Annotated in this window: 16 protein-coding genes; 4 read left to right on the plus strand and 12 right to left on the minus strand. The window is 68.4% G+C overall.

The features are described 5' to 3' along the window. The first annotated feature begins 56 nt into the window (after positions 1-56). Positions 57-317 (plus strand): hypothetical protein, encoded by a 261-nt coding sequence (locus ACU436_RS35170; RefSeq protein ID WP_459031399.1) that lies wholly within the window; start codon positions 57-59, stop codon positions 315-317. Here the strand turns inward: ACU436_RS35170 and ACU436_RS35175 are convergent. Continuing rightward, positions 308-2,899 (minus strand): ATP-binding protein, encoded by a 2,592-nt coding sequence (locus tag ACU436_RS35175; protein ID WP_459031400.1) that lies wholly within the window; start codon positions 2,897-2,899, stop codon positions 308-310. The genes ACU436_RS35170 and ACU436_RS35175 overlap by 10 nt on opposite strands. 256 nt (positions 2,900-3,155) lie before the next feature. Between ACU436_RS35175 and ACU436_RS35180 the strand changes: the two genes are divergently transcribed. Continuing rightward, positions 3,156-4,529, plus strand: a complete 1,374-nt coding sequence (locus ACU436_RS35180) for a GlxA family transcriptional regulator (protein ID WP_459031401.1) — start codon at positions 3,156-3,158, stop codon at positions 4,527-4,529. 212 nt (positions 4,530-4,741) lie between these two features. On the opposite strand, the gene ACU436_RS35185 is transcribed toward ACU436_RS35180, so the two are convergent. The 6 genes from ACU436_RS35185 to ACU436_RS35210 all read right to left on the minus strand — a co-directional run bounded on the left by ACU436_RS35185 (position 4,742) and on the right by ACU436_RS35210 (position 13,741). Continuing rightward, positions 4,742-6,064, minus strand: coding sequence for a flavin-containing monooxygenase (locus ACU436_RS35185; RefSeq protein WP_459031549.1), 1,323 nt, complete (start codon positions 6,062-6,064; stop codon positions 4,742-4,744). Positions 6,065-6,576: 512 nt separating this feature from the next. Then, positions 6,577-7,650, minus strand: a complete 1,074-nt coding sequence (locus ACU436_RS35190) for an EamA family transporter (RefSeq protein ID WP_459031402.1) — start codon at positions 7,648-7,650, stop codon at positions 6,577-6,579. Between the two features lie 219 nt (positions 7,651-7,869). Continuing rightward, the gene (locus tag ACU436_RS35195) at positions 7,870-9,471 is read right to left on the minus strand and encodes an amino acid permease (protein ID WP_459031403.1); all 1,602 of its coding nucleotides are present in this window, start codon (positions 9,469-9,471) and stop codon (positions 7,870-7,872) included. 289 nt (positions 9,472-9,760) lie between these two features. Then, positions 9,761-10,339, minus strand: a complete 579-nt coding sequence (locus ACU436_RS35200; protein ID WP_459031404.1) for a tetratricopeptide repeat protein — start codon at positions 10,337-10,339, stop codon at positions 9,761-9,763. Positions 10,340-10,746: 407 nt separating this feature from the next. Next, positions 10,747-12,081 (minus strand): lipopolysaccharide biosynthesis protein, encoded by a 1,335-nt coding sequence (locus tag ACU436_RS35205; protein ID WP_459031405.1) that lies wholly within the window; start codon positions 12,079-12,081, stop codon positions 10,747-10,749. Then, complete coding sequence (locus ACU436_RS35210) at positions 12,074-13,741, minus strand: choline dehydrogenase (protein ID WP_459031406.1); 1,668 nt, start codon at positions 13,739-13,741, stop codon at positions 12,074-12,076. The genes ACU436_RS35205 and ACU436_RS35210 overlap by 8 nt, the downstream gene beginning before the upstream one ends. Positions 13,742-15,162: 1,421 nt before the next feature. Between ACU436_RS35210 and ACU436_RS35215 the strand changes: the two genes are divergently transcribed. Next, positions 15,163-15,495, plus strand: coding sequence for a hypothetical protein (locus ACU436_RS35215; RefSeq protein ID WP_459031407.1), 333 nt, complete (start codon positions 15,163-15,165; stop codon positions 15,493-15,495). A gap of 29 nt (positions 15,496-15,524) precedes the next feature. Continuing rightward, positions 15,525-16,565 carry a hypothetical protein gene (locus ACU436_RS35220; RefSeq protein ID WP_459031408.1) on the plus strand — a complete coding sequence of 347 codons (1,041 nt, stop codon included), beginning with the start codon at positions 15,525-15,527 and terminating at the stop codon, positions 16,563-16,565. Between the two features lie 169 nt (positions 16,566-16,734). On the opposite strand, the gene ACU436_RS35225 is transcribed toward ACU436_RS35220, so the two are convergent. The 5 genes from ACU436_RS35225 to ACU436_RS35245 form a co-directional block, all read right to left on the minus strand. After that, on the minus strand, positions 16,735-17,577 hold the full coding sequence (locus ACU436_RS35225) for a polysaccharide deacetylase family protein (RefSeq protein WP_459031409.1): 843 nt from the start codon (positions 17,575-17,577) through the stop codon (positions 16,735-16,737). Continuing rightward, positions 17,558-18,340, minus strand: coding sequence for a phosphatase PAP2 family protein (locus tag ACU436_RS35230; RefSeq protein ID WP_459031410.1), 783 nt, complete (start codon positions 18,338-18,340; stop codon positions 17,558-17,560). Before ACU436_RS35230 ends, ACU436_RS35225 begins: the two co-directional genes overlap by 20 nt. A gap of 313 nt (positions 18,341-18,653) precedes the next feature. Next, positions 18,654-19,451, minus strand: coding sequence for an SDR family NAD(P)-dependent oxidoreductase (locus ACU436_RS35235; protein WP_459031411.1), 798 nt, complete (start codon positions 19,449-19,451; stop codon positions 18,654-18,656). Between the two features lie 108 nt (positions 19,452-19,559). Beyond that, positions 19,560-20,867, minus strand: coding sequence for a lipopolysaccharide biosynthesis protein (locus tag ACU436_RS35240; RefSeq protein WP_459031412.1), 1,308 nt, complete (start codon positions 20,865-20,867; stop codon positions 19,560-19,562). Between the two features lie 170 nt (positions 20,868-21,037). Then, entirely contained in the window at positions 21,038-22,234 is a 1,197-nt protein-coding gene (locus ACU436_RS35245) for a COG4705 family protein (protein ID WP_459031413.1), read from the minus strand. Between the last annotated feature and the right edge of the window lie 81 nt (positions 22,235-22,315).

Below are 22,315 nucleotides of genomic sequence, written 5' to 3' on the forward strand. Positions count from 1 at the left end.
AAGGCGATCCGGTCGGGCTCGGCCGGCTCGAAACTGTCCTCGACGAGGAGATGTTGATGAAGATCTTTGCTCGGCTCGGCGCTGTAGCTGCGGCTCTACTCCTCGCCCTGAGCGTTTCCCTCGTGACCGCAGGCACGGCGAGTGCGGCCGCGAATACCCGCACCCGGGTGGAGTGCGGCAACGATTACCACTCCTGCATGAACCTGCGGAAGGCCTACGTCAAGGACGGCGCCCGCATCGGTCCCATGCATTTCGGAGAGCCCGGTTGCACCGCGCCCGGATGCTCCAACGAGGATTGGTTCTACGTCTACTCGTGAGGTCGCCCACGGCTTGGCGGCTGTTCCACGCCGGAGGAGGCCTGCGCGATCGGCGGCACGGGCTCGCTCGGGCGGCCCGTCTCCGAGCGGGCTGGTGGCCCGGTGCCGACCAGCCGCTCGAGGCGGCCGCGGACCGATTCGGCGGTGACGTCGTCGTCCTGGGTGTGGCCGACCGCGATACCGGCGAGACACCCGAGGGCGCCCTCCCATTGTTCCCGGGCAAGGTCATGCCGACCCAGTGCGATGTGAACGTGGGCGAGACCGTCGCGGGCCTGTGCTTGGACGACGGGCAGCCCGAGCTCGATCGCCAGTTCGAGCGCCTGCTCGTGGTGGACGAGTGCCTCGTCCGTCCGGCCCGCGGCGAGGTGGAGACGCCCCAGCCCGTACCAGGCGTGCGCCTCGTGCACGGGGCTGCTCGTCTCCCAGGTGAGGTCGAGCACCGCGCGGCAGCAGGCGGCCGCCTCCTCCGCGTGACCCATGAGCCGGTGGAGACGGGCCAGGTCGACGAGCGCGCTGAGTTCGGTCCACGGGCTCCGGATGGCCCGGGAGAGCTCGAGCGCCTGCTCGAACGCGCCGACGGCGCGGTCGTGGCGGCCGTGCAGCCGGTGGGCGTAGCCGACTGCCTGCAGGGCGGTGCCCTCACCGATGCGATGTCCGAGCGCGCGGGCGAGATCCAGTCCGCGCTCGAACTCGTCACCGACGTCGTGCTCGCTCTCGAGGCGGACCCAACCGAGACCGATGAGTGCTTCCATCTCCGCGGCGCGATCTCCCGTGGTCGGTGCGATCTCCAGGGCCTCCTCGAAGCGGGCGCGTGCGGTCCCGTACCGGCACCGGTACCGGTCCATGTGGCCCAGGTAGATCAACGCATCGAGCTCGATCGGCCGATGACCGCAGGATCGCGCCACCGCGAGGGCCAGCCGATACCGCTCCGTCGCCCTTTCCGATCGCCCCTGGAGCCGGTCCATGTGGCCGACCCCGATCAACGCCTCGGCTTCACCACTCCGATCAGTGCGGGCCCGCGCTGCGGTCAGTGCCCGCTCGTGGAGGTCCTCGGCATCGGTGTAGTGGCGCAGCGTACGTAGGTGGCGGTGCATCGCGGCGGAGAGGTGGCGGAGGTGGTCGGGCCACCCGTGATCCGCTGCGAGCTGCGCGGCCGCCAGTAGGTTCCCCAGCTCGGCGTCGAGCCACGTCTCGGCCGCGGTCTCGTCGTCCAGGGGCGGCGACGGCGTGCCCGCAGGACGCGCCGGTAGCCTCCGCTCGCGCTCGTAGGGGTGGGTGAGATCCATCGCCGTCGACGCGGTGTGGCAATAGTGGTCGAGCAGCCTCGTCAGGGCTTCGGCCCGATCAGGCTCGGTCCCCTCGGCGGTGGCATGCGCCCGGACCAGGTCGTGGAAGCGGTAACGTCCCCGCGTCAGCTCCTGAACGAGGTGGGTGTCCAGGAGCCCGCCGATCAGTCCCCCGGCCGCCACGGGCGTGGACCCGATCAGCGCCGCGGCCGCGTACAGGTCGAAGTCGGCACCCGGGTGCAGGCCCAGCAGACGGAACGCCCGGCGCTCACCGTGACCGAGCTGGCGGTACGACAGGTCGAGGGCGGCGGTGACGCTGCGCAGCCCGGCCTCCAGCTCGCCGAGGCGCTGCCGGTGGTCCCGGAGCCGTTCGATCAGGTGCGCAACGGTCCAGGCCGGACGCGCCCGCAGCCGGGCGGCGGCGATCCGGATCGCCAGCGGCAGCCGATCGCACAGCTCGACCACCTCGGCCAGCAGCGCGGGCGCCACCCGGTCGTCCCCCGTGACGCGCGTGAAGAGTTCTGCGGCGTCACGCAGCGGAAGCACATCGAGGGAGAACGCGTGCGTGGAGTCCAGTCCCGGCAACCTCTGGCGGCTGGTCACCAGCACCAGACAACCCGGAGTGCCGGGGACCAAGGGCGCCACCTGGCCCTCGTCCGCGGCGTCGTCCAGCAGGATCAGCACTTTCCGGCCCGCGAGCTTGCTGCGGTAGAGCGCGGCGCGGTCATCGAGCCCCTGCGGGATCCGTTCATCCGGCGACCCCAGCGCCCGCAGCATCCTCGCCAGCGCGTCGCCCGGCTCGACGGGCGCAACTCCGTCGGTGTACCCGTGCAGGTCCAGGAAGAGCTGCCCGTCCGGGTAGTGCCCCGCCAACCGGTGCGCGGCGTGCACCGCGAGCGCCGTCTTCCCGATCCCGGCCATTCCGTCGATCGACGCGACGACCACCGCCGAGGCATCCATGACCCGGTCCACGGCGGCGAGCTCGGCCCACCGCCCGGTGAAGGCCGGCGACGGCGCCGGCAGCTGCCGCGGGATGTCGTCCGGAGGCGGCTGGAACTCCGGGTCGGCGGAGGTCCGGGCCATCTCGACCAGGCTGGAACGTTCCGAATCGTCCAGATCCAGCGCGGTGGCCAGCAGGTCGAGTGACGAGGTCCGCAGCCGTCCGGTGTAGCCGGACTCCAGCCTCCCTATCGTTCGGGCGCTCAGGCCGGCCCGCTCGGCCAGCTGCTCCTGGGTGAGGAGAGCGCGCTCCCGCCACGCCCGAACGAGCGCCCCCGGGTGGACCTGGCCGGTCACGACACCACCTTAGGTCGTTCCGAGCCCGTTCCCCGCGGCGCAGCAGTCGACGACGGCCGGGTTCAGCTGCTGATCGTCCCACGGGTCAGCGACGGGACGTGGTGACCGTCAGGACGCTTCGGGGGGCCGTACCGCCGTTGCGGTCGGGCGTGCGGCTCGCTGACGCCGCCCGGGTGGCGGAGCGAGTGGCGCCAGGGCTTGGATCGTCGGGACACATGCGCGCCTGCATCGCTGCTCCGTGGGTGTGTCGTCGGCCGTGTCTGCGTTCCCGGACACGAGCGGTTCCACCGCCTGGTTCACGACGTCCAGAAGATGGCAGGAACACATCCCGATCTGGCGAGAACGCCGGACGATGCGATCCCGCGGCACCAGCCAAGTGTCGGATCAATGTCCGATCGATTACCTGGACCTGTTCGCCGCACTGATCGATATTCGACCCATGCAGCATCGTGAGCGGCGACACCTCACGTGCCGGTTCGGACCGCACCCGCGAACGTCGGCCGAGCTGATGGACGTGGCGCACGAGACGATCACCGTCCGGTCGGCCCGAGGCGCGCGATCAGCACCGTCGAGGACCCGCCGTCTCATCGCGGTTCCGATGCGGCACAACGGCAGCGGTCCGGGCCCCGACGACGTGCACACCCATGTCGTGACGGTGCTGGCGCACGGCACGCCGGTCGTCGAACTCGCGATCATCTCCGCGCTCTTCGGCAACTCCCACCGCTACCCGCAAGCCCTGCCGCAGTCCACAGTCGGGTGGTACGAGCACGAGATCCTCGCCGTGGACCTCGACGACGGACCACGGCATCCACCGGACGCCGCGGTCGACACGGCGGAGCGGATCGGCTCCCTGGCGCGGGCGGACACGATCATCGTGGCGGCGGGTCCCGACGTCCCGCCCGATCCCCCTGACGAGGTGCGACACGCACTGCAGAACGCACGCGCAAGAGGCGCCCGGCTCGTCGCGATCGGCCCGGGCACCTTCGTGCTCGCGGCCGCAGGCATCCTCTCCGGCGTACGCGCCACGACCCATTGGTCTGCCCTCGAAGAGCTGCGCCGGCGCCACCCGGACGTCCTGATCGACGACGGGGTGCTCTTCACCGAGGGCGGCGGGGTCATCACGTCGGCAGGAGCCGCCGCAACACTCGACCTGTGCCTCGAGCTGATCCGGCGGGACCACGGCGCCACCGTGGCCAACTCCCTCGCGCGTTGGATGATCGCGCCTCCGCAACGGCAGGGGCGACAACGCCAGTACGTGGCTGCTCCGCTCGGCGAAACGAGCGAAGGCCTCGTGCGCGTGCTGGACTGGGCGGCGGCCCGACTCGCCCAGCCCATCACCCTCGAGGAGATGGCGAAGATCGCGGGAGTCAGCCCCAGAACGTTGAACCGACGGTTTCAGGCGGCGCTGGGAACATCACCGCTTCAATGGTTGCTCACCCAGCGGACGAGTCTTGCGCAGGAGCTCCTCGAGTCGACCCAGGAGCCCGCCGAGGAGATCGCCAGGATCACCGGCTTCGGAACCGTGGGGAATCTGCGACAGCAGTTCACGAAGGTCCTGGGTATGCCGCCTCAACACTATCGCCGGATCGTGCGCGACCGAATCCCACCGATGAACCCGCGAACCCGTTGACGCCCAGGGCGGCCCGGCCAGGAGCTGATCACCCTCGACACCGAGCGCCGACCAACACGTCCCCACACCACGCGAACCGGACGGATCACACGCCGGGTCGGGCCGTCCGGACGCCCCGGCCAGGCCCGCATAGGTGGTCCCCCGGACGAACGGCACTCCCGTACCGCTCTATCGGACGAGGGTGCCGCTCGTACGGGAGATGGGGAACCCACCTACTCGGTGCGCAGGAACGTGGCCAGTGAGTCGTCGGGCTCGTCCCACCACGGTGTGTGGTGCACGGGACCGACCGTGCCCGTGCACGGCGAGGAGAACGACCGGTCGCGGTAGCCGGTGATGCTCTCCTCCTTGTGGTGCTCCCACGTCTTGAAATGCTCACACACCAGGTCCAGGTCGAACCCCGGGTAGTCCACACCCTTGAGCAGATCACGCACGTAGTCGGTCTGGAAGTCGATCTCATCCGCCGGACCACCCAGGGCTTCCTGCCGCTCCCGCCACACCGCGACGTCCACGTCCATCTCCCCCCGCGCCGGCAACGCGACCCGACCGAGCACGACATCACGCGCGAACCACGCCTGCGCATCGAACATGTTGAACGTGTAGTACTGATCCTGCATCCCCAGATACAACAACCTCGGGTTCCCCGTCCACACCACACCCTTGTACAGATCCGGCGGGTACAAGACGTTCGCGGTACGCAGCCGCAGCCCCTCCTCGACGAACGGGAACCAGTGCCGGTACCCGGTGCACAACACGATCGCATCCACCTCACGGCTGGTGCCGTCGACGAAATGCGCCGTCCTCCCCTCCATACGCTCCAGCCCCGGCACCTCGCAGATCCCCTCCGGCCACCCGAACCCCATCGCCGCGTTCCGGTAGGAGATCGTGACCGAACGCGCCCCGTACTTGCGCGACTGCAGCGCCACATCCTCCGCCGAGTAGCTGCTACCCAGCACGAGCAGATCCTTACCCGCGAACTCCTGCGCGTCCCGGAAGTCGTGCGAGTGCAACACCCGCCCGGGGAACGTGGCGAACCCCGGGTACTCCGGCATGTTCGGGGTGGAGAAATGGCCGGTGGCGACGATGACGTGGTCGAACTCCTCGGTACGGGTCACACCGTCCCCACGCGACTCCACCGTGACCTCGAACACATCCCGGGCGGCGTCGAAGGAAACCCACCGCACCGCCGAGTCGAACCGGATGTGCCGACGGACGTCACTCTTCTTCGCCCGCCCCGTGATGTAGTCGAACAGCACCTCCCGCGGCGGGAACGACGGGATCGACGTGCCGAAATGCTCGTCGAACGTGTAATCGGCGAACTCCAGGCACTCCTTCGGCCCGTTCGACCACAGGTACCGGTACATGCTCCCGTGCACCGGATCACCGTGCTGATCCAACCCGGTACGCCACGTGTAGTTCCACAACCCACCCCAGTCACCCTGCTTCTCGAAACAGACCACCTCGGGAACATCCACCCCGCTGCGACGCGCCTCCTCGAAAGCGTGCAGCTGGGCCAGGCCACTCGGGCCGGCACCGATGACGGCGACACGCGCCGTGTCTCTTCTCTCGGGCGTACTCGATGCGAGCGGGGTGGGAACGGGGTCAGGGCTTGTCGGAGTCTCTCCGTCAGCTGCGCTCACAACTTCTTCACGAACGTCCGCGCCTGGTAGAGCGCCAGCAGGGGCAGCCCGATCATCAGGATCACCATCAGCACCGGCCCCGCCGGATACGCGAAGAACGTGCTCATCCGCTTCCTCTCCCATCAGTCCGGACTGCCGCATCCGGCTGCGCCCGAAGTCGTTGAGGCCGAACTTGAACAGAACCTTCTCCACCCCGCCGGACTTGTCCGGGTCCACGGTCGACTCGACCTCGTCGAGCAGACCGCTGGAGAACAGGTCGGTGAGCGTCAACCGCACCGTGCCGAACCAGTACTCCCCCGACACCCCGTAGGCCTGCATCACCTCGGCGGCGATGTCGTAGTCCCACATCGGCCCGCGCTGCGCCAGCAACTGCAACATGTGACCCTTCATGTGCACGGTGGTGCCTCCCCTCAGGAGTTGGTCGCCGCGCGGGAATGTGCACCCGGAACCGCCCGGACGACCTCCAACACATCACGCTTCTCGGTGAAGAGAACGAAACTGCCGAACACGGCGATCAGCCCACCGATGACGAACTGGACACCCGGCGCCTCCAAGGTGAACAGATACAGCCACACCAACGCCAACGGCCCATACAACGCAGCGATCGCCTGCCCCCGACCCACCCCGATCAACGGGAACGACTTGTACCAGGACACGTAGCAGAACCCGAACGTGAGGCCGAGCAGGACGAGCAGCAACAGGTTGTTCGGATTGGCCAGGGCGGCCCCGGTGACCTCCCAGAACCGGTTGCCCTCCAACCCCCAGGCGATCGGCACGGCGACGAACACCCACAGCGCCACCTCCGCGGTGAAACGCAGCGTCAGGCCGACATCGGGGTCGCTGACATCCAGCGCGCGCCCCGCGATGGCACCCTCGATCCCCCACCCGATGAACGCCAACGCGCCACCCACGTAGCCGAGCAGGCCCCCGGTCCCCGCGCCCGCGAGCTCCCCGACGATCCCCGGCGCGAAGATGATCACACCGCCCGCGACGATCACCAGGATCCCCACGACCGCCCGCCGCGTGATCCGCTCGTTGTACCAGAGCCTGGCCAACACCGCCCCGATGATCGGATACAACAACGCGGCGACCGCCGCGAACGCCGCCCCCACGTACGCGATCGCCAGGATCGAACCGAAGATCGCCAACATGCCCGCCAACCCCGCCGGGGCATACCAGCGCGAGATGCGCACCCGCCGCATCGTCCGCACGTACTCACCCGTCTTGCCCAGCACCGCCACCCAGAGGTACATGGCCAGCAGCACCGCGACGGCGTTCAACGTGGTGATCACCATCGCCGCCAACAGGTAGTCACCCGTCGAACCCGCAAGATCCACGAACGGGACCTCCGAGTAGATCACCGTCCCCGGCACGTACCAGGCGCCCCACAGCACAGCGCACCAGATCGCCCAGATGAAACCCCACCGCACCTGCCGGTTGCGGTACTCCAGACGCAACTGCTGCACCTTCTCGATTCCTGGCATGGCGACTCCTCACAGGGGACCCGGCACCCGAAGCGCGCGACGAGGCGCACGGCGTCGAGAAGCGATGGGATCGGCGTCGGATGGGTAATTGCGCATTGCGGAGGCCCCCGAGGCACCTCACTACTGCCCATTGCGAGACAGCATCGCCGAATGACTTCGACTTGTACACCCTCCCGTCGAACGGGATGCGTCGGCTGACCCGGGGTGCGCGAGCACCGGTCAGCGCGGGTGCCCGGATTGCTGCGGGTGCGCCTGCCGATGCGAGGCCTCCCCCAGGATGGCCGCGAGCTCCGCATCCGCGGCTTCCTCGCGGACCGGGCCGGTGAACCACTTGCGGGCGGACAAGAAGTACCAGCCGCCGAACAGGAGGAGCGCGCCGCCCACCGTCAGGGGGGCGTAGTTCACCGACTCGAAGGCGAACTCCTCCGCTCCCGGAATGCCGTTGGGCGAGATCGGCAGGAGGAACAGGACGCAGATGAACGCAATCCAGGCGACCGAGAGCGTGGAGATCCACTTGTAGTGCTTGCCGAGGCTCCAGGCGCCCGGCTCGAACGAGTCGCCTGCCTTGATGCGCAGGATGATCGGCAGCCCGAACGCGATGGACAGCCCGATCACGGCGATCGAGGTGCCGACCGCGTACCCGACCACGCCGTTGGCAAGCGTCGGGATCATCAGAGCCCACGCGCTGACGACGATCGCGATCACCGCGTTCACCGGCACCCGGTTGGCGCTGACCCGGCGCCACAGCCGGGATCCGGGCACCGCATGGTCGCGGGAGAACGCGAACATCATCCGCGACCCCGACGTCACACACGCCGCGCCGCAGAACAGCTGCGCGCCCACGGTGATGAGCAGCATGAACTCCGCCCATGCCTCGTTGGTGGCCTCGGCCCAGATGTAGACCACGGCCTGGCCACCCGCGTCGAGGGTGCCCTGCACGTCCGGCACCGCGAACGTCACCACGGCCAGCAGGACGAACCCGAACACCACCGAGGCGCCGACGGCCCACACCATGCCCAACGCCGAGGCGCGGGACGCCCCGCGGGTCTCCTCGCTCATGTGCGCCGAGGCGTCGTATCCGACGAGGGAGTACACGTTCAGCAACAGCCCGATGCCGAACACGTACCAGATGGCCGAGTCGGAGAACCCGGAGTTGTTGATCACCTGGCCGAACACGAACCCGACCGACTGGTGATCGGTGGGAACGAGCAACAGGACGACGACGACCAGCGCGACACCGGCCATGTGCCACCACGCCGACAGCACGTTGAGCCGCGACAGCAGGTTGATGTTGAGGAGGTTGAGGCTCAGCTGCACCGCCGCGATCACCGTCATGACGATGAAGATCGTGATGTTGTCGGTGCCGACGAGGCTCGGGAACCACAGGTTCAGCAGCGCCGTCGTGAACGTCGCCCCGGCGTACTGGACGGCCGCACAGACCGCGATCAGACCCACCAGGTTGAACCAGCCGGTGAACCAGCCCCACGCGGGCCCACCCAGCTTGGATGCCCAGAAGTACAGCGCGCCCGCCGTGGGCATCGCGGAGGCGATCTCGGCCATCGCCATCGCGACGAGCACCGAGACGGGGCCGACGATCAGGCAACCCCACATGATGACGGCCGGGCCGCCGTTGTGGAATCCGATGTAGTAGGAGGGCAGGTATCCCGTGAAGATGGAGATGATCGTGAACGAGATGGCGAAGTTGGAGAACCGACCCATCTTGCGGTACAGCACCTGCGAGTACCCCAGCCGCAGCAGGAGCGCCTCGTCGCTACGGGCGGTCTCGTGATCTCTCGTCAGATAGGTGGATGGGCTCGACATGCTGCTGCCTCGGTTCGTCTGGTCTCGGGGGCTCGGGGGAGTCGAAGGGGCAGGGGAGCTACCCCTCGAGGAGGTGCAGGAGCACTTCGTCCCGGTCTTGTATCGAGCGGTGGTTCACCGCGCGATCCGTCCTGGGGTGACATGCTGATTCCTTGGTTCCTGTTCATCGTTGTCGATCAATGCGACCCTGCTCAGCAGATCGAGTGCAGACACAATGCACGGACGTGCTTTTCGAACTAGCCGACGACACGCACCCGAGAAGAGCGAGAAGAGCCACCGAGATCGGGCGTCACCGACCGTAGGCGTCCTCCTCGAGCAACCCGTGTGACACTCCTGAATCGAGGAGGGCCAAGGTGTGGGAGTGCTTGGGCCCGAAGGTCGCCTCGGCGTCTTCCATCGTCGACGCGAGCATCCGGTGTGCGGAGGTGACGTCGCCGGCAGCGGCAAGGGACAGCGCCAGGTTCATCCGCGCGCCGAGCGTGTCGCCGTGGGTGGGCCCGAGCGTGCGGGAGCACTGCACGACGACCTGCTTGGCCAGCGCGATCGCGGTGTCGGCGTCACCGGTCACCCGGTGAGCCGCGGCGAGCGCACCGCGGGCGACAAGGGTGTCCGGATGATCGTCACCGAGCACTCGAGCCCGATCCGAAACGCTGGTGGTGATGAGTTTGAGACCCTTGCGCCGCTGTCCCACTGCGAAGACGGCGACGCTGAGGTTGCCCGCTACCGTCATGGTGCAGGGATGTTCGGAACCGAGCGCGGAGCGGCAGGCGACCAGAGCCTGTTCGAACAGCGGCACGGCTTCGTCGTAGTGGCCCACTTCGAACATCTCAGCGGCGATTCCGTTGACCGCCGCGGCGTCCCGCACCATTGGTTGCTCTACTGGGGGCAACTGCGGTGCGCCGCGTAAGTGCTGGTCGTGATTCTGGTAGTAGGGCCCTGATTGATCGTGATCACTCGATCGCATCCGGCCGTCCAACCCCCTCAGGTGACGTGCATGACGTTGACCCAAACCAGCCGCCCGTACGAGGGGCCGGACGTTAGCACATGGTCAACTCTGCGTAGCTGAAGGCCTACAGCAGGTGCTCCATGCGGGTGCATGATCCACCATCGAACGGGTGATGTCCATCACCGCCGGCCACGCCTGGACCTCGACGGTGATGGGGCGGCGAGAGTGCCGGTGCCCGGGCCCCTCGGCGTCGGTGAGCACGATCCAGGCCCACTCGTCTACTCAGAGTAGATCGTTGAGCATGCCTCTCGCACCATGCCGCGCCATGCTTACGCGCGGGCCCAGCGGTTCAGCAGGATTCCGGCGGCCACGACTGATTGCCCCACGACCAGGGCGATCCCGACACCGGTCAGCCCGCGGTGGGGCATCAGGGCCAGCGCCAGCGGGACCACGATGACAGCGACTGTGGCCGGCACACCGAAGATCGCGCTGGGGCGCTGCCGGATCCTCGCTACCGCGACCGCCGCCCCCACCACGACGTTCGGCACCGCGGACAGGGCGCAGAGCACGAGCAGCGTGGTACCGCTCTCGGCATAATGCGGACCGAAGATCGACAGAATCAGGCCTGCGCCGAGCACGACCACCAACACGCCGGGAACGATCAAGGTGAGCGCCTTGGTGACCATGGTGCGCACCGCCGTGTGGCACGTTTCAGGGCTCGACGCCACATGCGTCACCATCGACTGGCTCATCCCGTGCGTGACCAGGTAGAAGGCGTAGGCGATCGCCCACACCACGCTGAACGTGGCGGCCGAGTCCGGATCGAGGGCGTACAGGACCACCAGCGGGAGCCCGAACTCGACCGCGTCCGTGCAGAGCCCTCCGGCCCAGTCGGCCGACACGTACCCCGCGATGCTCCGCGGCCCGATCCGCACCCGCGACGGCGCCGCCACCGCGGTGGGCCGAAGCACCCTCGTCAGGTAGGCCGCAACGACCAGCACGACCACCGCCGTGGCGACCACCCACGACACCGCGATCACACCACGGAACACGAGCACGGTACCGACGACGAGAAACGCGACCTTCAGCAGTGAGAAGGCGAGGTTCTCCAGCGGCACGAGGGGCGCACGCTTGATCGCCGTGAGCGTGTAGTCGTGCATCGCGAACACCGCCCAGACCGGCGTGGCCAGCACGAAGAACACGAGGAGCGGTCCGGGCCCGAGCGCGCCGACCAGGTCGGGGGCCCACCACCGGGCCCCGAGCGCGAATCCGGCACCCAGCACGCACGCGGTGACGATCGTGGTCGCGTAGCAGCCGGCCACCAGCGACCTGGCCGAACGCCCGGCGACCGGCACGAAACGCAGCAGGGCACTGCCCAGGTTGAGCTGGGCGGTGACCCCGAGCAGCGTCATCGTCGAGATCAACGTGGTGTTGACACCGACCTCGTCCGGCGGGAACAGGCGCGCGGCGACCACCCAGTAGAGCAGCCCCACGATCGAAGAGATCGCCGAGCTCAGGACGAGGGCGAGCCCGTCCCGGTGCTGCGGGTCGCGCCAGCCACGCAGCATGCTCCGCAGCCGACCGGGCGTCGTGCCCTGCGCATCGACGGTCGGCAACGGCTCGGTGACGACGTCCCACACGTCACCGACGTGCGGGTCACGCATCGGTTGCGTCGGCGCTTCCGTCGGATCGGCCCGGCGCGACGGGGTTCTCGGTCGGCAGGGGCGTGTTGCCGAGGATGATGTCGGCGGCCTTCTCCGCGAGCATCATCGTCGGGGCGTAGGTGTTCGCGTTGGTGATCGAGGGCATCGCGGCCGCGTCGACGACACGCAGGCCCTCCAGCCCGCGCACCCGCATGGTGGCCGGGTCCAGCACCGCCCCGTCGTCGACGCCCATCCGGGCGCTGCAGGACAGGTGCAGCCCGGTCCGCGCGGTGCGCGTAACCCACACCATCACCTCGTCGTCCGTGCGCACCGTCGGACCGGGCAGCCACTCGGAGCCGCCGAGGGCCGCCATGGCGGGCTGTGCCAGCAACCGCCGCGCGGTTCGCACGGCCTCCAGCCATCGCGGCCGATCGTCGACCCCGGACAGGTAGTTGAGCCGCAGCGCGGGATGCGCCGAGGCGTCCGGGGACACGATCTTCACCGAGCCCCGGGCCTCGGAGCGCATGACCTCGACGTGCAACTGGTAGCCGTGCTCGTCGACCGGGGACGACTCGTCCTCGCTCCTCATCAGCATCGGCGCGAGCACCAGGTACACGTCGGGCTGATCACCCGCGAGAGCGCTGCGGACGAAGCCGCCGGCGTACATGGGGTTCCAGGCACCCGGCCCGGTTCCCCGGACCAGCGCCTCCGTGACGATCTTGGGCCAGTTGGCCTTGTTCCGCACGGCGGCCATCGACACCGGGACGGTGCCGGTCTGCTGGATGTGCACCGCCAGGTGGTCCTGCAGGGACTCGCCGACACCGGGCAGGTCGTGGACCACCCGCACGCCGACCGCTTCGAGTTCGGCCTTGTTGCCGATGCCGGAGAGCTGCAGGAGCTGCGGGGACCCGACCGCGCCCGCGGCGAGGATGATCTCGCGGGCACGTGCGACGGACTCCCCGCCCCGGCCTCTGCGGTACCGCACGCCGACCGCCCGGGTCCCGGTGAGGTCGATCCCGGTGACGTGCACCCGACACAGCACCTCGAGGTTGCTCCGCCCCTGCACCGGGTGTAGGTAGGCGCGGGCGGCGTTCTCGCGCCGACCGCCACGGACTCCCTGGTCGAACGGCGCGAAACCCTCTTGCTCCACGCCGTTGATGTCCGGCAGCACGGAGTACCCGGCCTGCCGGGCGGCGTCGAAGAACGCCTCGAAGATCGGCCCTTCCGCCGGGCTCCGCATCAGTGTGTGCGGCCCACCGCGGCCGCGCGTGGAGTCGATCTCACCCACGCAGTTCTCGAGCCTGCGGAAGTAGGGCAGGCAGTGCGCGTAGTCCCATCCCGACATGCCGGTCTCTGCGGCCCACCGGTCGAAGTCCGCCCGGTGGCCGCGGGTGTAGAGCATCCCGTTGATGCTGCTCGAACCACCGAGCAGCTTGCCGCGCGGATGATCGAGACGACGGGACTGCAGGCCGGGCTCCGGCTCGCCCGTGTACCGCCAGTCGTGCCACCGGCTCCCCACCGGCATCCCCATCGCGAGCGGGAGTTGGACCGCCAGGTCCCACGCATGGTCCGGCCGGCCCGCCTCCAGCACCAGCACGCTGGTACCGGGATCGGCGCTCAGCCGGTTGGCCAGGATGCATCCCGCCGTCCCACCGCCCACGATGACGAAGTCGTAAGTCATATCCGCATTCGCATCGGCCACGGACCGCAAACCTCCAATGTGCACCAGAACGAGGAATCGACCGCGCGCCCACCAGAGACCACGACGGGACGACTCGTAATACTGCGTCAAATTCCGAACCGCTCAGCCGGCCCCATTTTCCCGTGGAAATAGTCCTGAGACACGAACAGCATTCTCGCCGAAGAGGCGGAGTCCGGCCCGGCCCAGCTCGATCCACACCGAGGACGACGTTCGATTCGTCGGCCCTGGTGGCGAGCGTGACACATTGCCTGGTCAGCGCGCCCATGTCAAATACCCGGCCCGCCGAGCGCGGTCATACCCTCGAACCCTTCCTACGCCTATCGTCGCGGCGGCGAGCAAGGTCGTCGAGGCGAGCGGCGAGACGAGGGTAAGCATCGTAGGCAGCGCGTTGCACACAGAGGAACTGGCCGTCCCAGATTGCGGCGGCGAGCCGCTGCCACGGCTTCACCGCGTCTCTACTGTCGTCATCACGCCGCCCTGCGAGCGCGATCTGAGTCGTTTCGATATCTGATCCAGCCCTCCAGTGAACCGGCCGCTCCGTCCCGATACCTGCAGTCGATGATCGCCATGAGCCGTCGTCGAGGCCGGGCCGGACACCGACGGGTCCGGTGCGAGAAGGCAAAAAATCGACGTGGCCGTGGCACTCAAGGCGTCGCCTCCGGTTGACAAGATCAGTTAACTCCGATCGCAATCATCGCTAGCGCCGCTGTGAACACGCTGAAATCACCTGTGAGCCAGCTGAAGGCGAGCCCATTCCGGACGAATCGGACGTCGCGTCCTACGGTGCCGTACCGGGACCAGCACGGCTCCAGGAGTCGAGTGACGCGACCGGAGCCGGAAGGGGCCACCCGACGAACCCACCGCAAGTGCGCATACAGGCGCCGCAGGCAGTCGACCGCAGCGCTGCCGGATAACGCCGTATCCCTGGGCGCGCCGGCAACCAGGCCGGTGCGACGCCAACCATATATGACTGAAGCGCTCCGCGATGGTGCTTCGCGCCACAAAGCGGCGGACCAGATTTTGCCGTCTTCTAACCATCAACCGGTCTTCCGCTAACACTGCAACCGCTAACTTCCGGGGTGCGGGCGCCGGCCGTCGTGGTCCCCCCGACATCGGCGGCCGGTGTCCGTACTCCAACCATTGTCGAGCCCGGGCGGTTGCCATCCCATAACTGTGAATCATCGCTTCGAGCCGGAGCACGTGCTCTCGACACATCCTCGGAGATAGCGCCCCAATGGCCAAGTGGTCGAAACACCCTGCATCACCTTGAAAGCTGCGCCCAGGGAACCCCGAAGCCCGCTCATCTTCTCCGGTGTGCCGGGATGCGGTAGCGCCACGAGAGATCCGAGTGAACTGCACAGAACAAGCAGCCTGCCCGATCGAACGATGAGGGGCCAACTATGGAACGAGGCACCGACTACCCATGGTATCCGCTTCCGGAAGATGCCACGGTTCAACTCATCGCAATCGAGCGTCGGGCTGTCCGCAGGCAGCCCAACGGCTTACCGATCGAGCCGGCCCGCGTGGTCTGGGGAGTGTTGATTGACGAAGGTGGGACCACTCACGAGCGGCACGATCTAGGCAGCGACGTGATGCGCGCTCTCCACGAGGACGGCGGTGAACGAATCTACCCGATGACAAGGATTTCGCCTTTGCGGCTCAATGCGGCGATAGAGCGAGCAACCGGCGGTCCAGAAGCAGGAGAGAAGTACACACTCGACCCAACAGCATGAAGCGGGTTCGGTGGATCGTACTCTGCGCCGTGATCGTCCTGGTCGATTCGTTGTGCTGCGGCCTGGCCTTGAGCTCCTCCCGCGATACCGGCACTGCCGGCCGCACCGTGGAATGGATTCGCGATCACGCCGGGAGCGCGGTCATCGATTTCGTCGAGAACATCGTCTACGCCCGACCGCCGTCAGCCGGCTCACCGGACCCCGCATCGCTTCCCGCTCCCCCCACACCCGGCCGGGAGTCGACCGGACCAGCGCCGCTGCCCACGTTGCTGGGATCCGCCCCGCTCCCGGGCGAGGGTGCTTGGTCGGCGGGCCCCGCGGCCTCGGATGGAATACCGGCGATCTACACGACGTTCGCGCGCCCCACTCCGGAGTACCCGAGCGTCGTCGCGGGCGTGGCCTATCTCGACCAGCGACATGTCCGCATCCAATTCATCGCGGGGACCAGAGAACCCGGCGGCGTACCCACCCCGGAAGCAGCCGTGGTCCCGCAGGCCCTGCGCCCATCACTCGTGGCCACCTTCAACTCGGGGTCCACGATGGCGGAGGCGAACGGCGCCTGGATCAACAACGGCAACGCCGCCGAACCGCTCCGATCGGACGCAGCGTCACTCGTCGTCCGCAAGGACGGCAGCGCAACAGTCGGCCGGTGGGGCAGCGACGTGGTCGCCGGCCCGAACATCGCGGCGGTACGCCAGAACCTCCAGCTGATCGTCGACAGGGGACAGCCGGTGCCCGGTCTCGACCGCAACGCGCACGAAGGATGGGGCAGCGCACACAGCCAGCGCCAATACACCTGGCGCTCCGGAATCGGGGTCACAGCGGCCGGCGGACTCGTCTACGTGGCCGGCGCGAACATGGACCTCGTCACGCTCGCCGCCGCCCTCGCAGAAGCGCGTGCGATCCGGGGAATGCAGCTCGACATCCACCCCAGGTTGGTCGACCTGTTCACCTACCATCACGATTCAGGCCGCCTGACCGCGCAAAAACTACTCCCCGACATGCGCGGCCCGAGCGACCGCTATCTCGTCCCCGATCACCGCGACTTCTTCGTCGTAACGCTGCGCTGACAGGCCAGCTTACCCACGGCGGGCAGGTGCTGTACGAGGTCAAGGAGCTACGCCCTCGATGAATCGGCCTTGTTCGCATTCGACGAGTCGGAAAGCGACGGGGACTCGGAGAACCACATCGCCACGATCGCCGTTGGCCAGCATGATCGGTCATCCGCCGAAATCGACATCAGGTGAAGAGGGTGGTCGCGGTGACCGGTGTGAGTCCGCGGTCGGCGAGGTCTGCGATGACACCAGCGAGAGCCGTCAGGGTTCCCTGATGTCCCAGGTGCATGCTCACGACGCTGCCTGCGCCCGCGGCGGCGACGTTGTGACGGATGGCGGCCGGCCCGGGATCGGTCCAGTCCCTGGAGTCCACGTCGTAGGACAGCACGACCGGATACCCGGCCGCAGCTGCCAGCGCGCGGACGGTTGGAGTGGCGTGCTGCGCCTGGGACGGTCGGAAGAACGCGCCCGGCCTTCCGGTCGCGGCGACGATCGAGTCGCGGCAACGCTCGATCTCCGCCATGGCCGCGTTGTCCTCGAGCTCGTCGATGTTCCGGTGCGACCATGTGTGGTTGCCGATCTCGTGGCCGAGATCCGTGACGATGCGAGCGGCGTCCGGGTACTGGTGCAGCCAGGTGCCGACGGCGAGCACGGTTGCCGCAGCGCCGTGATCGTGCAGGGTGGTCAGGACGCGGCGCGCGAGTTCGATGTCGCCGGCACCGTGGAAGGTCAGGGCGACCTCCGGACGTCCGGTGTCGGCCCGCTCGACCTCGCGCGGCGCTGCGGCGCGCGCCTCCGTCGGCGGCGCGGGTGTGGATGTGGATGTGGGAGCGACCGGTGCTTCGGCCGGCGGGGCGAAGGGCGTCGTCGAACATGCGGCCGCCAGCGGGAGCAGCGCCGCTGCTCGTAACGCCGCACGCCGGGAGGTCCCGCCCCGTTGCCGGTGAGTCATACCTGTCGAGTCCCTCGGCTTGTCCCGAACATCTCGTCTGGGGCCCTGAAGAGTTTCATTGCGGCGCCGGACCACTCGGTACGGGCGGTGGCCACGGGCCGATGGCCTGGCCTCGTGCGCAGACCAGTGCGGCGGTGCAGAGCGCGAGCCACGTACCGCCGAGCAGCCAGCCGTCGAGGACGTCGGTGAGCCAGTGCACCCCCAGATACAGGCGGCTCACACCGATCGCGACAGCCAGGACGCCCGCGAGCCCCACCACGGCGACGCGGGCCGCTGTGCGGTGGAGGAGGTGGACCCCGACCGCTGCCATGATCCCGAGCGCGACGACCGAGACCAGTGAATGACCGGAGGGCAGGGAGTAGCTCGTCGCGACCGTGAGGCGGGTCAGGTCCGGGGGCCGGGGGCGCTGGTAGAAGTCCTTGAGCGCGTCGGTCAGGAGTTCGCCTCCCGCCGCCGTCACCACGACGACGAGGGCTTCCCAGCGGCGGCGGGCCAGCACCAGCGCAACTGCGGCGGCGGTGGCCAGGCCGAGCATGCCGACCGTCCCACCCAGGTAGGTGATCTCCTCGAACACGGCGGTCGGCACCGGAGCCCGGTGCGCCAGCATCCACTGCAATGTGGACTCGTCGGCCGCCGGGATACCCGGCCGGTCCGCGATCGCGTCGACGACCATCGCCTGCGACAGGAACAGCAGCGCAGCGATGCCTGTCGCAGCCACCACCGGGCGAGGTAGCCGACCCAGATGGGGAAGTCTGCCCGCCACCGACGCGAGCGCGACCATCGACCAGGCCACCAGCGCGGCGATCCCCGCCCACTGCTCGGCGTCCGCGATCTGCATCCCGTCCCCTCCATCGCGAGCCCACCCCGTCGCTCAGAAGTCGATGTTAGGAGCCGGCGATGCCGAACCCGGCCAGGTGAGGGTTAACGACGGGCAAGGAATAGACGCCTCAGGATGACACGGCACGCGCCGTCGCACCCCGGCCACCGCGATCACGGCCACCGCGGGGACGAGGAGCCGAAGTGGCCCTTTGGACCACGCTGCACCGAGCCCGAGCTCGTGGGGCGGCAGCGTGACGTGCCAGGAGCGGGCTGAACTACGACCATCGCCACAGCTCAAGCGATGGTCCGGGGGTCGGGTGGCAACGCCAAGTTCACCGAGATCGTTCCGGTGCGCCGGCAGGCGTGGACCTCCCGTACCGCTCGCGGCCACGGCCGGCCAGCCGCGCCAGGATCCGCACCGTCCGTCGCGGCAACTCCAAGACATCGACCACCGCCCGGTAGCGCCGGCCGGGCACACTCATCGTGCGGCCACGAGCGAGGTCGGCCAGGCACGCGTCGACCACCGCGTCAGGATCCAAACCTGGCCCCGACACCATTTCCGGCCGGGCGTTCATACCCGCCCCGATCCGACCCGGGCACAACGCGATCATTCGGACCCCGGAGCCGGCGAGGGAGGCGGCGATCGTGTCGGAGAACGCCAGCACCCAGGATTTGGAAGCCGCATACGCGTCGCCACGGCCGGCGAGATAACCCGCGAAACTTGCCACATTGATCACTCCACCGCGGCCGCGCTCGATCATCCCCGGCAGTGCGGCCCGGGTCAGGCGCATCACTGCCGTGATGTTGGTGTCGATCTCGGCCTGTAGCCCGGCAGCCTCTGCTCTTGTGAACTCGCCGCCGCCTTTGACCCCGGCGTTGTTCACGAGTAGACCCACCGGCCGGGCCCGATCAGCGAGCCGCTGCTCGACCGCGGCGAGGTCCTGCAGATCGGTGAGATCGACCGCAATGACCTCGACCGCCACCCCGCGTGCCCGCGCCGACATCGCGACGTTCTCCAGGCCAATCCGGTCGCGAGCCACCAAAACGAGATCGTGGCCGTCATGGGCGAGTCGCGCGGCGAAAGCGGCGCCAAGGCCACGGCTGGCGCCGGTGACGAGAGCGGTAGTCATGGTCCGCATGCTGATAACCACCTATTGAAGAGAAGCCTCGAGTATCCGAAGCCATGAGTTGCGAAATGAAGCGACCGGCGGGCGCCGGCTGGTTGGCAGTACGGCGACCTAGCGCCTGGCTGCGCGTACCAGGAGCAGGCCGGCCGCCGCGACGCTCTGCGCGCCGAGCCACGCCACCCCCGCACCGACCACGCCCAACACCGGCATGAGGAACCAGCTCCCCGCGATGACCGCCGTCGTGATCGCCGCCGGCAGCCCGAACAGAACGCGGCCGTCGCGACGCACCCGCGCGGCCCAGACCGTCGACCACGTGACGACGTTCGGGATCGCAGACAGCACAAGCAGCACCAGCAGCAGGCTGCCTTCCTCGGCGTAGCGGGCGCCGAACAGCGACAGCAGCGGGTACGCGCCCACAGCGATCGCCACCACCGCCGGGACGAGCAGCACCATCGCCTTGTGGACCATGCTGCGCCGCGCGGCTTCGAGCTTGTGGGGGTCGGCGGCCAGATGGGCCACCAGCGACTGGCCCATGCCGTTGACCACCAGGTACAGCGCGTACGCGATCTGAAAGGCGATGCCGTACAGGGCCGCCGCCTCCGGACCGAGACGGGCCAGCACGACCAGCGGCAGCCCGAACACCGCGGCCAACAGCAGCACCGTCCCGGCGTAGTCGGCGCGCACGAACGACGCGACGTCGCGAATCGTGACGGTGGAAGGCGCCGCCTCGGCCTCGGTCTCGGTGGTGCGCGGAAGCACTCGCATCAGGTAGACCGAGACGACCAGGACGATCACAGCGGTGGCCGCGACCCAGGCCACGGCGAGGCCGCTCCACATCCCCAACGCGGCCGCCCCACCGAGGAACACGATCTTCAGCACGGAGAACACCAGGTTCTCCACGGGCACCACGGTGGCCTTCTTCAGCGCGGGCAGCAGGTAGTCCTGCATCACGAACATCGCCCATACCGGGGTGGAGAGCGTGAAGAACACCACCAACGCGGACCCGCCGAACACGGTATGCAACTGCGGCGCCCACCACGACGCGCCGAGCGCGAACACCGCACCGGCCAGGCTCGCCGCCGCGACGGCCGCCGCGTAACACCCCACCACCAGCGCCCGGGTGCGCGGACCCGCTACCGGTACGAAACGCAGCAGCGCATTGCCCAGGTTGAGCTGCGCCGCCGTGCCGAGCAACGTCATCGCCGACAGGACGGCGCTGTTCACCCCCACCGTCGCCGAGTCGTACAACCGGGCAGCCACGATCCAGAACAACAGGCCGAGCCCGGAGGTGAGACCCGAGCTGAGCACGAGCGCGAGCCCGTCCCGGTGCTGAGGCGTACCCCACCCGCGCAGTACACCCGCGCGCAGCCGCGAGATGCTGCTCCGCGTGGAAACGGGATGGTCCTGCAACGTCGTCATGGGCCCTTTCGGTCTGCCGAGCCCGGAGCGTCCGTCTCGGAGACCGTTCACACCGTGGTGGGCACGCGCTGAAGCCACGCTGAGAGCAGAGGTGAACGCTGAAGCCACGCTGAGAGAGGGCATGACCGCTGTGGGCGATCCGCGGGTCACGATGCTTCCCGTCATCACGATCAGCTGATAGCCGCGAGCAGCTGTGTGAGGGCGGTTCGTTCGCTGTTCGGGTCGGGGCTCGTGCGGCGCAGCTCGCGAAGCGCGGTGTCGATCTTGTCGTCGATCTCCGTCCAAGCGGCCTTGTTCTTGGGCTTGAGCCGCGCTTCCGCGTTGTCCCACTCGATCTCCAGGTCCCTGATCCTGCTCGTCGCCCCGGACTGGTCGCCGGAGTCGAGGAGACCCAGCGTGTCCTGGGTGATCACGCGGAAGGTCGAGAGGTCGCCGAGCGGCGAATGCGGTGCCGGCGCGGCCTGGGCGCCCGCGGTGGCCGGCTGCGCCGCCGTCGTGTCGGATGTCGTGTCGGATGTCTCGGCGGCGAGTGCGGACGTGCGCCAGAAGTAGCCGGTCGCTCCGGCCAGGACGATCAGCGACACCACGACCGCGGTCTGCCACGTGCCGCCTCGCTCGGCGGCGCGGCTGGGCGCGTCGGCGGTGTTCGTGGTGACATCCGCCTTCGTCATCGCGAGGTAGGTGACGATGCCGAGGATGCCGACGGTGAAGATCAGGCTGGTCACGGTCGCGCCCAGGTCGAGTCCACCCTGGCTCGGTGGCTGCGAGAGGTAGTCGCCGATCGACGCGCCGAGCGGGCGGGTGAGGACGTAGATGATCCAGAACGCGAGGACGGAGTTGAGCCCGAGCCGCCACGCGATCGTGATGGCGCCGATCAGCGACACCACGATGATCCCCGTGACCAGATATCCCAGGCCGAGCACCTCGGCCATGAGGTCACCGGTGGCCGTTCCCAGTGCAAAGGTGAAGAGGATCGCCAGCCAGTAGAACGTCTCACGCTTACTGGTCACGATCGAATGGATCGACAGCGTCCGTTCGCCGTGGTACCAGGCGAGGAACGTCAGGCCGAGCAGCACCCCGAAGATCACGGTGCTCGCCTCGAGCGGAACCGCGAGGTTGTCGGTGAGGTTGTCGGTGACCAGGGTGCCGAAGACACTGACGAGCGCTACCGCCAGCCAGTACGTTCCCGGCACGTACCGGTCCGCCCTGAACTGGAAGATCATGGCGACGACCAGCAGCGCGCCCGTGACGACGGACGTACCGGTCAGGCCGAAGTTCAGGTTGATGTTCAGGAAGTCTGCGGCCGTCTCGCCGACGGTCGTGCACATCACCTTGATGAGCCAGAAATAGATGGTGACTTCCGGCACCTTGTTGAGGATTGGCCGGCTCGGCGCAAGCGAATGGTGTGCGTTCATGGCGATGGGATCAGCCTGTTCGACTCGGGGCAG

The organism is Pseudonocardia wallangbongensis (assembly GCF_054486945.1).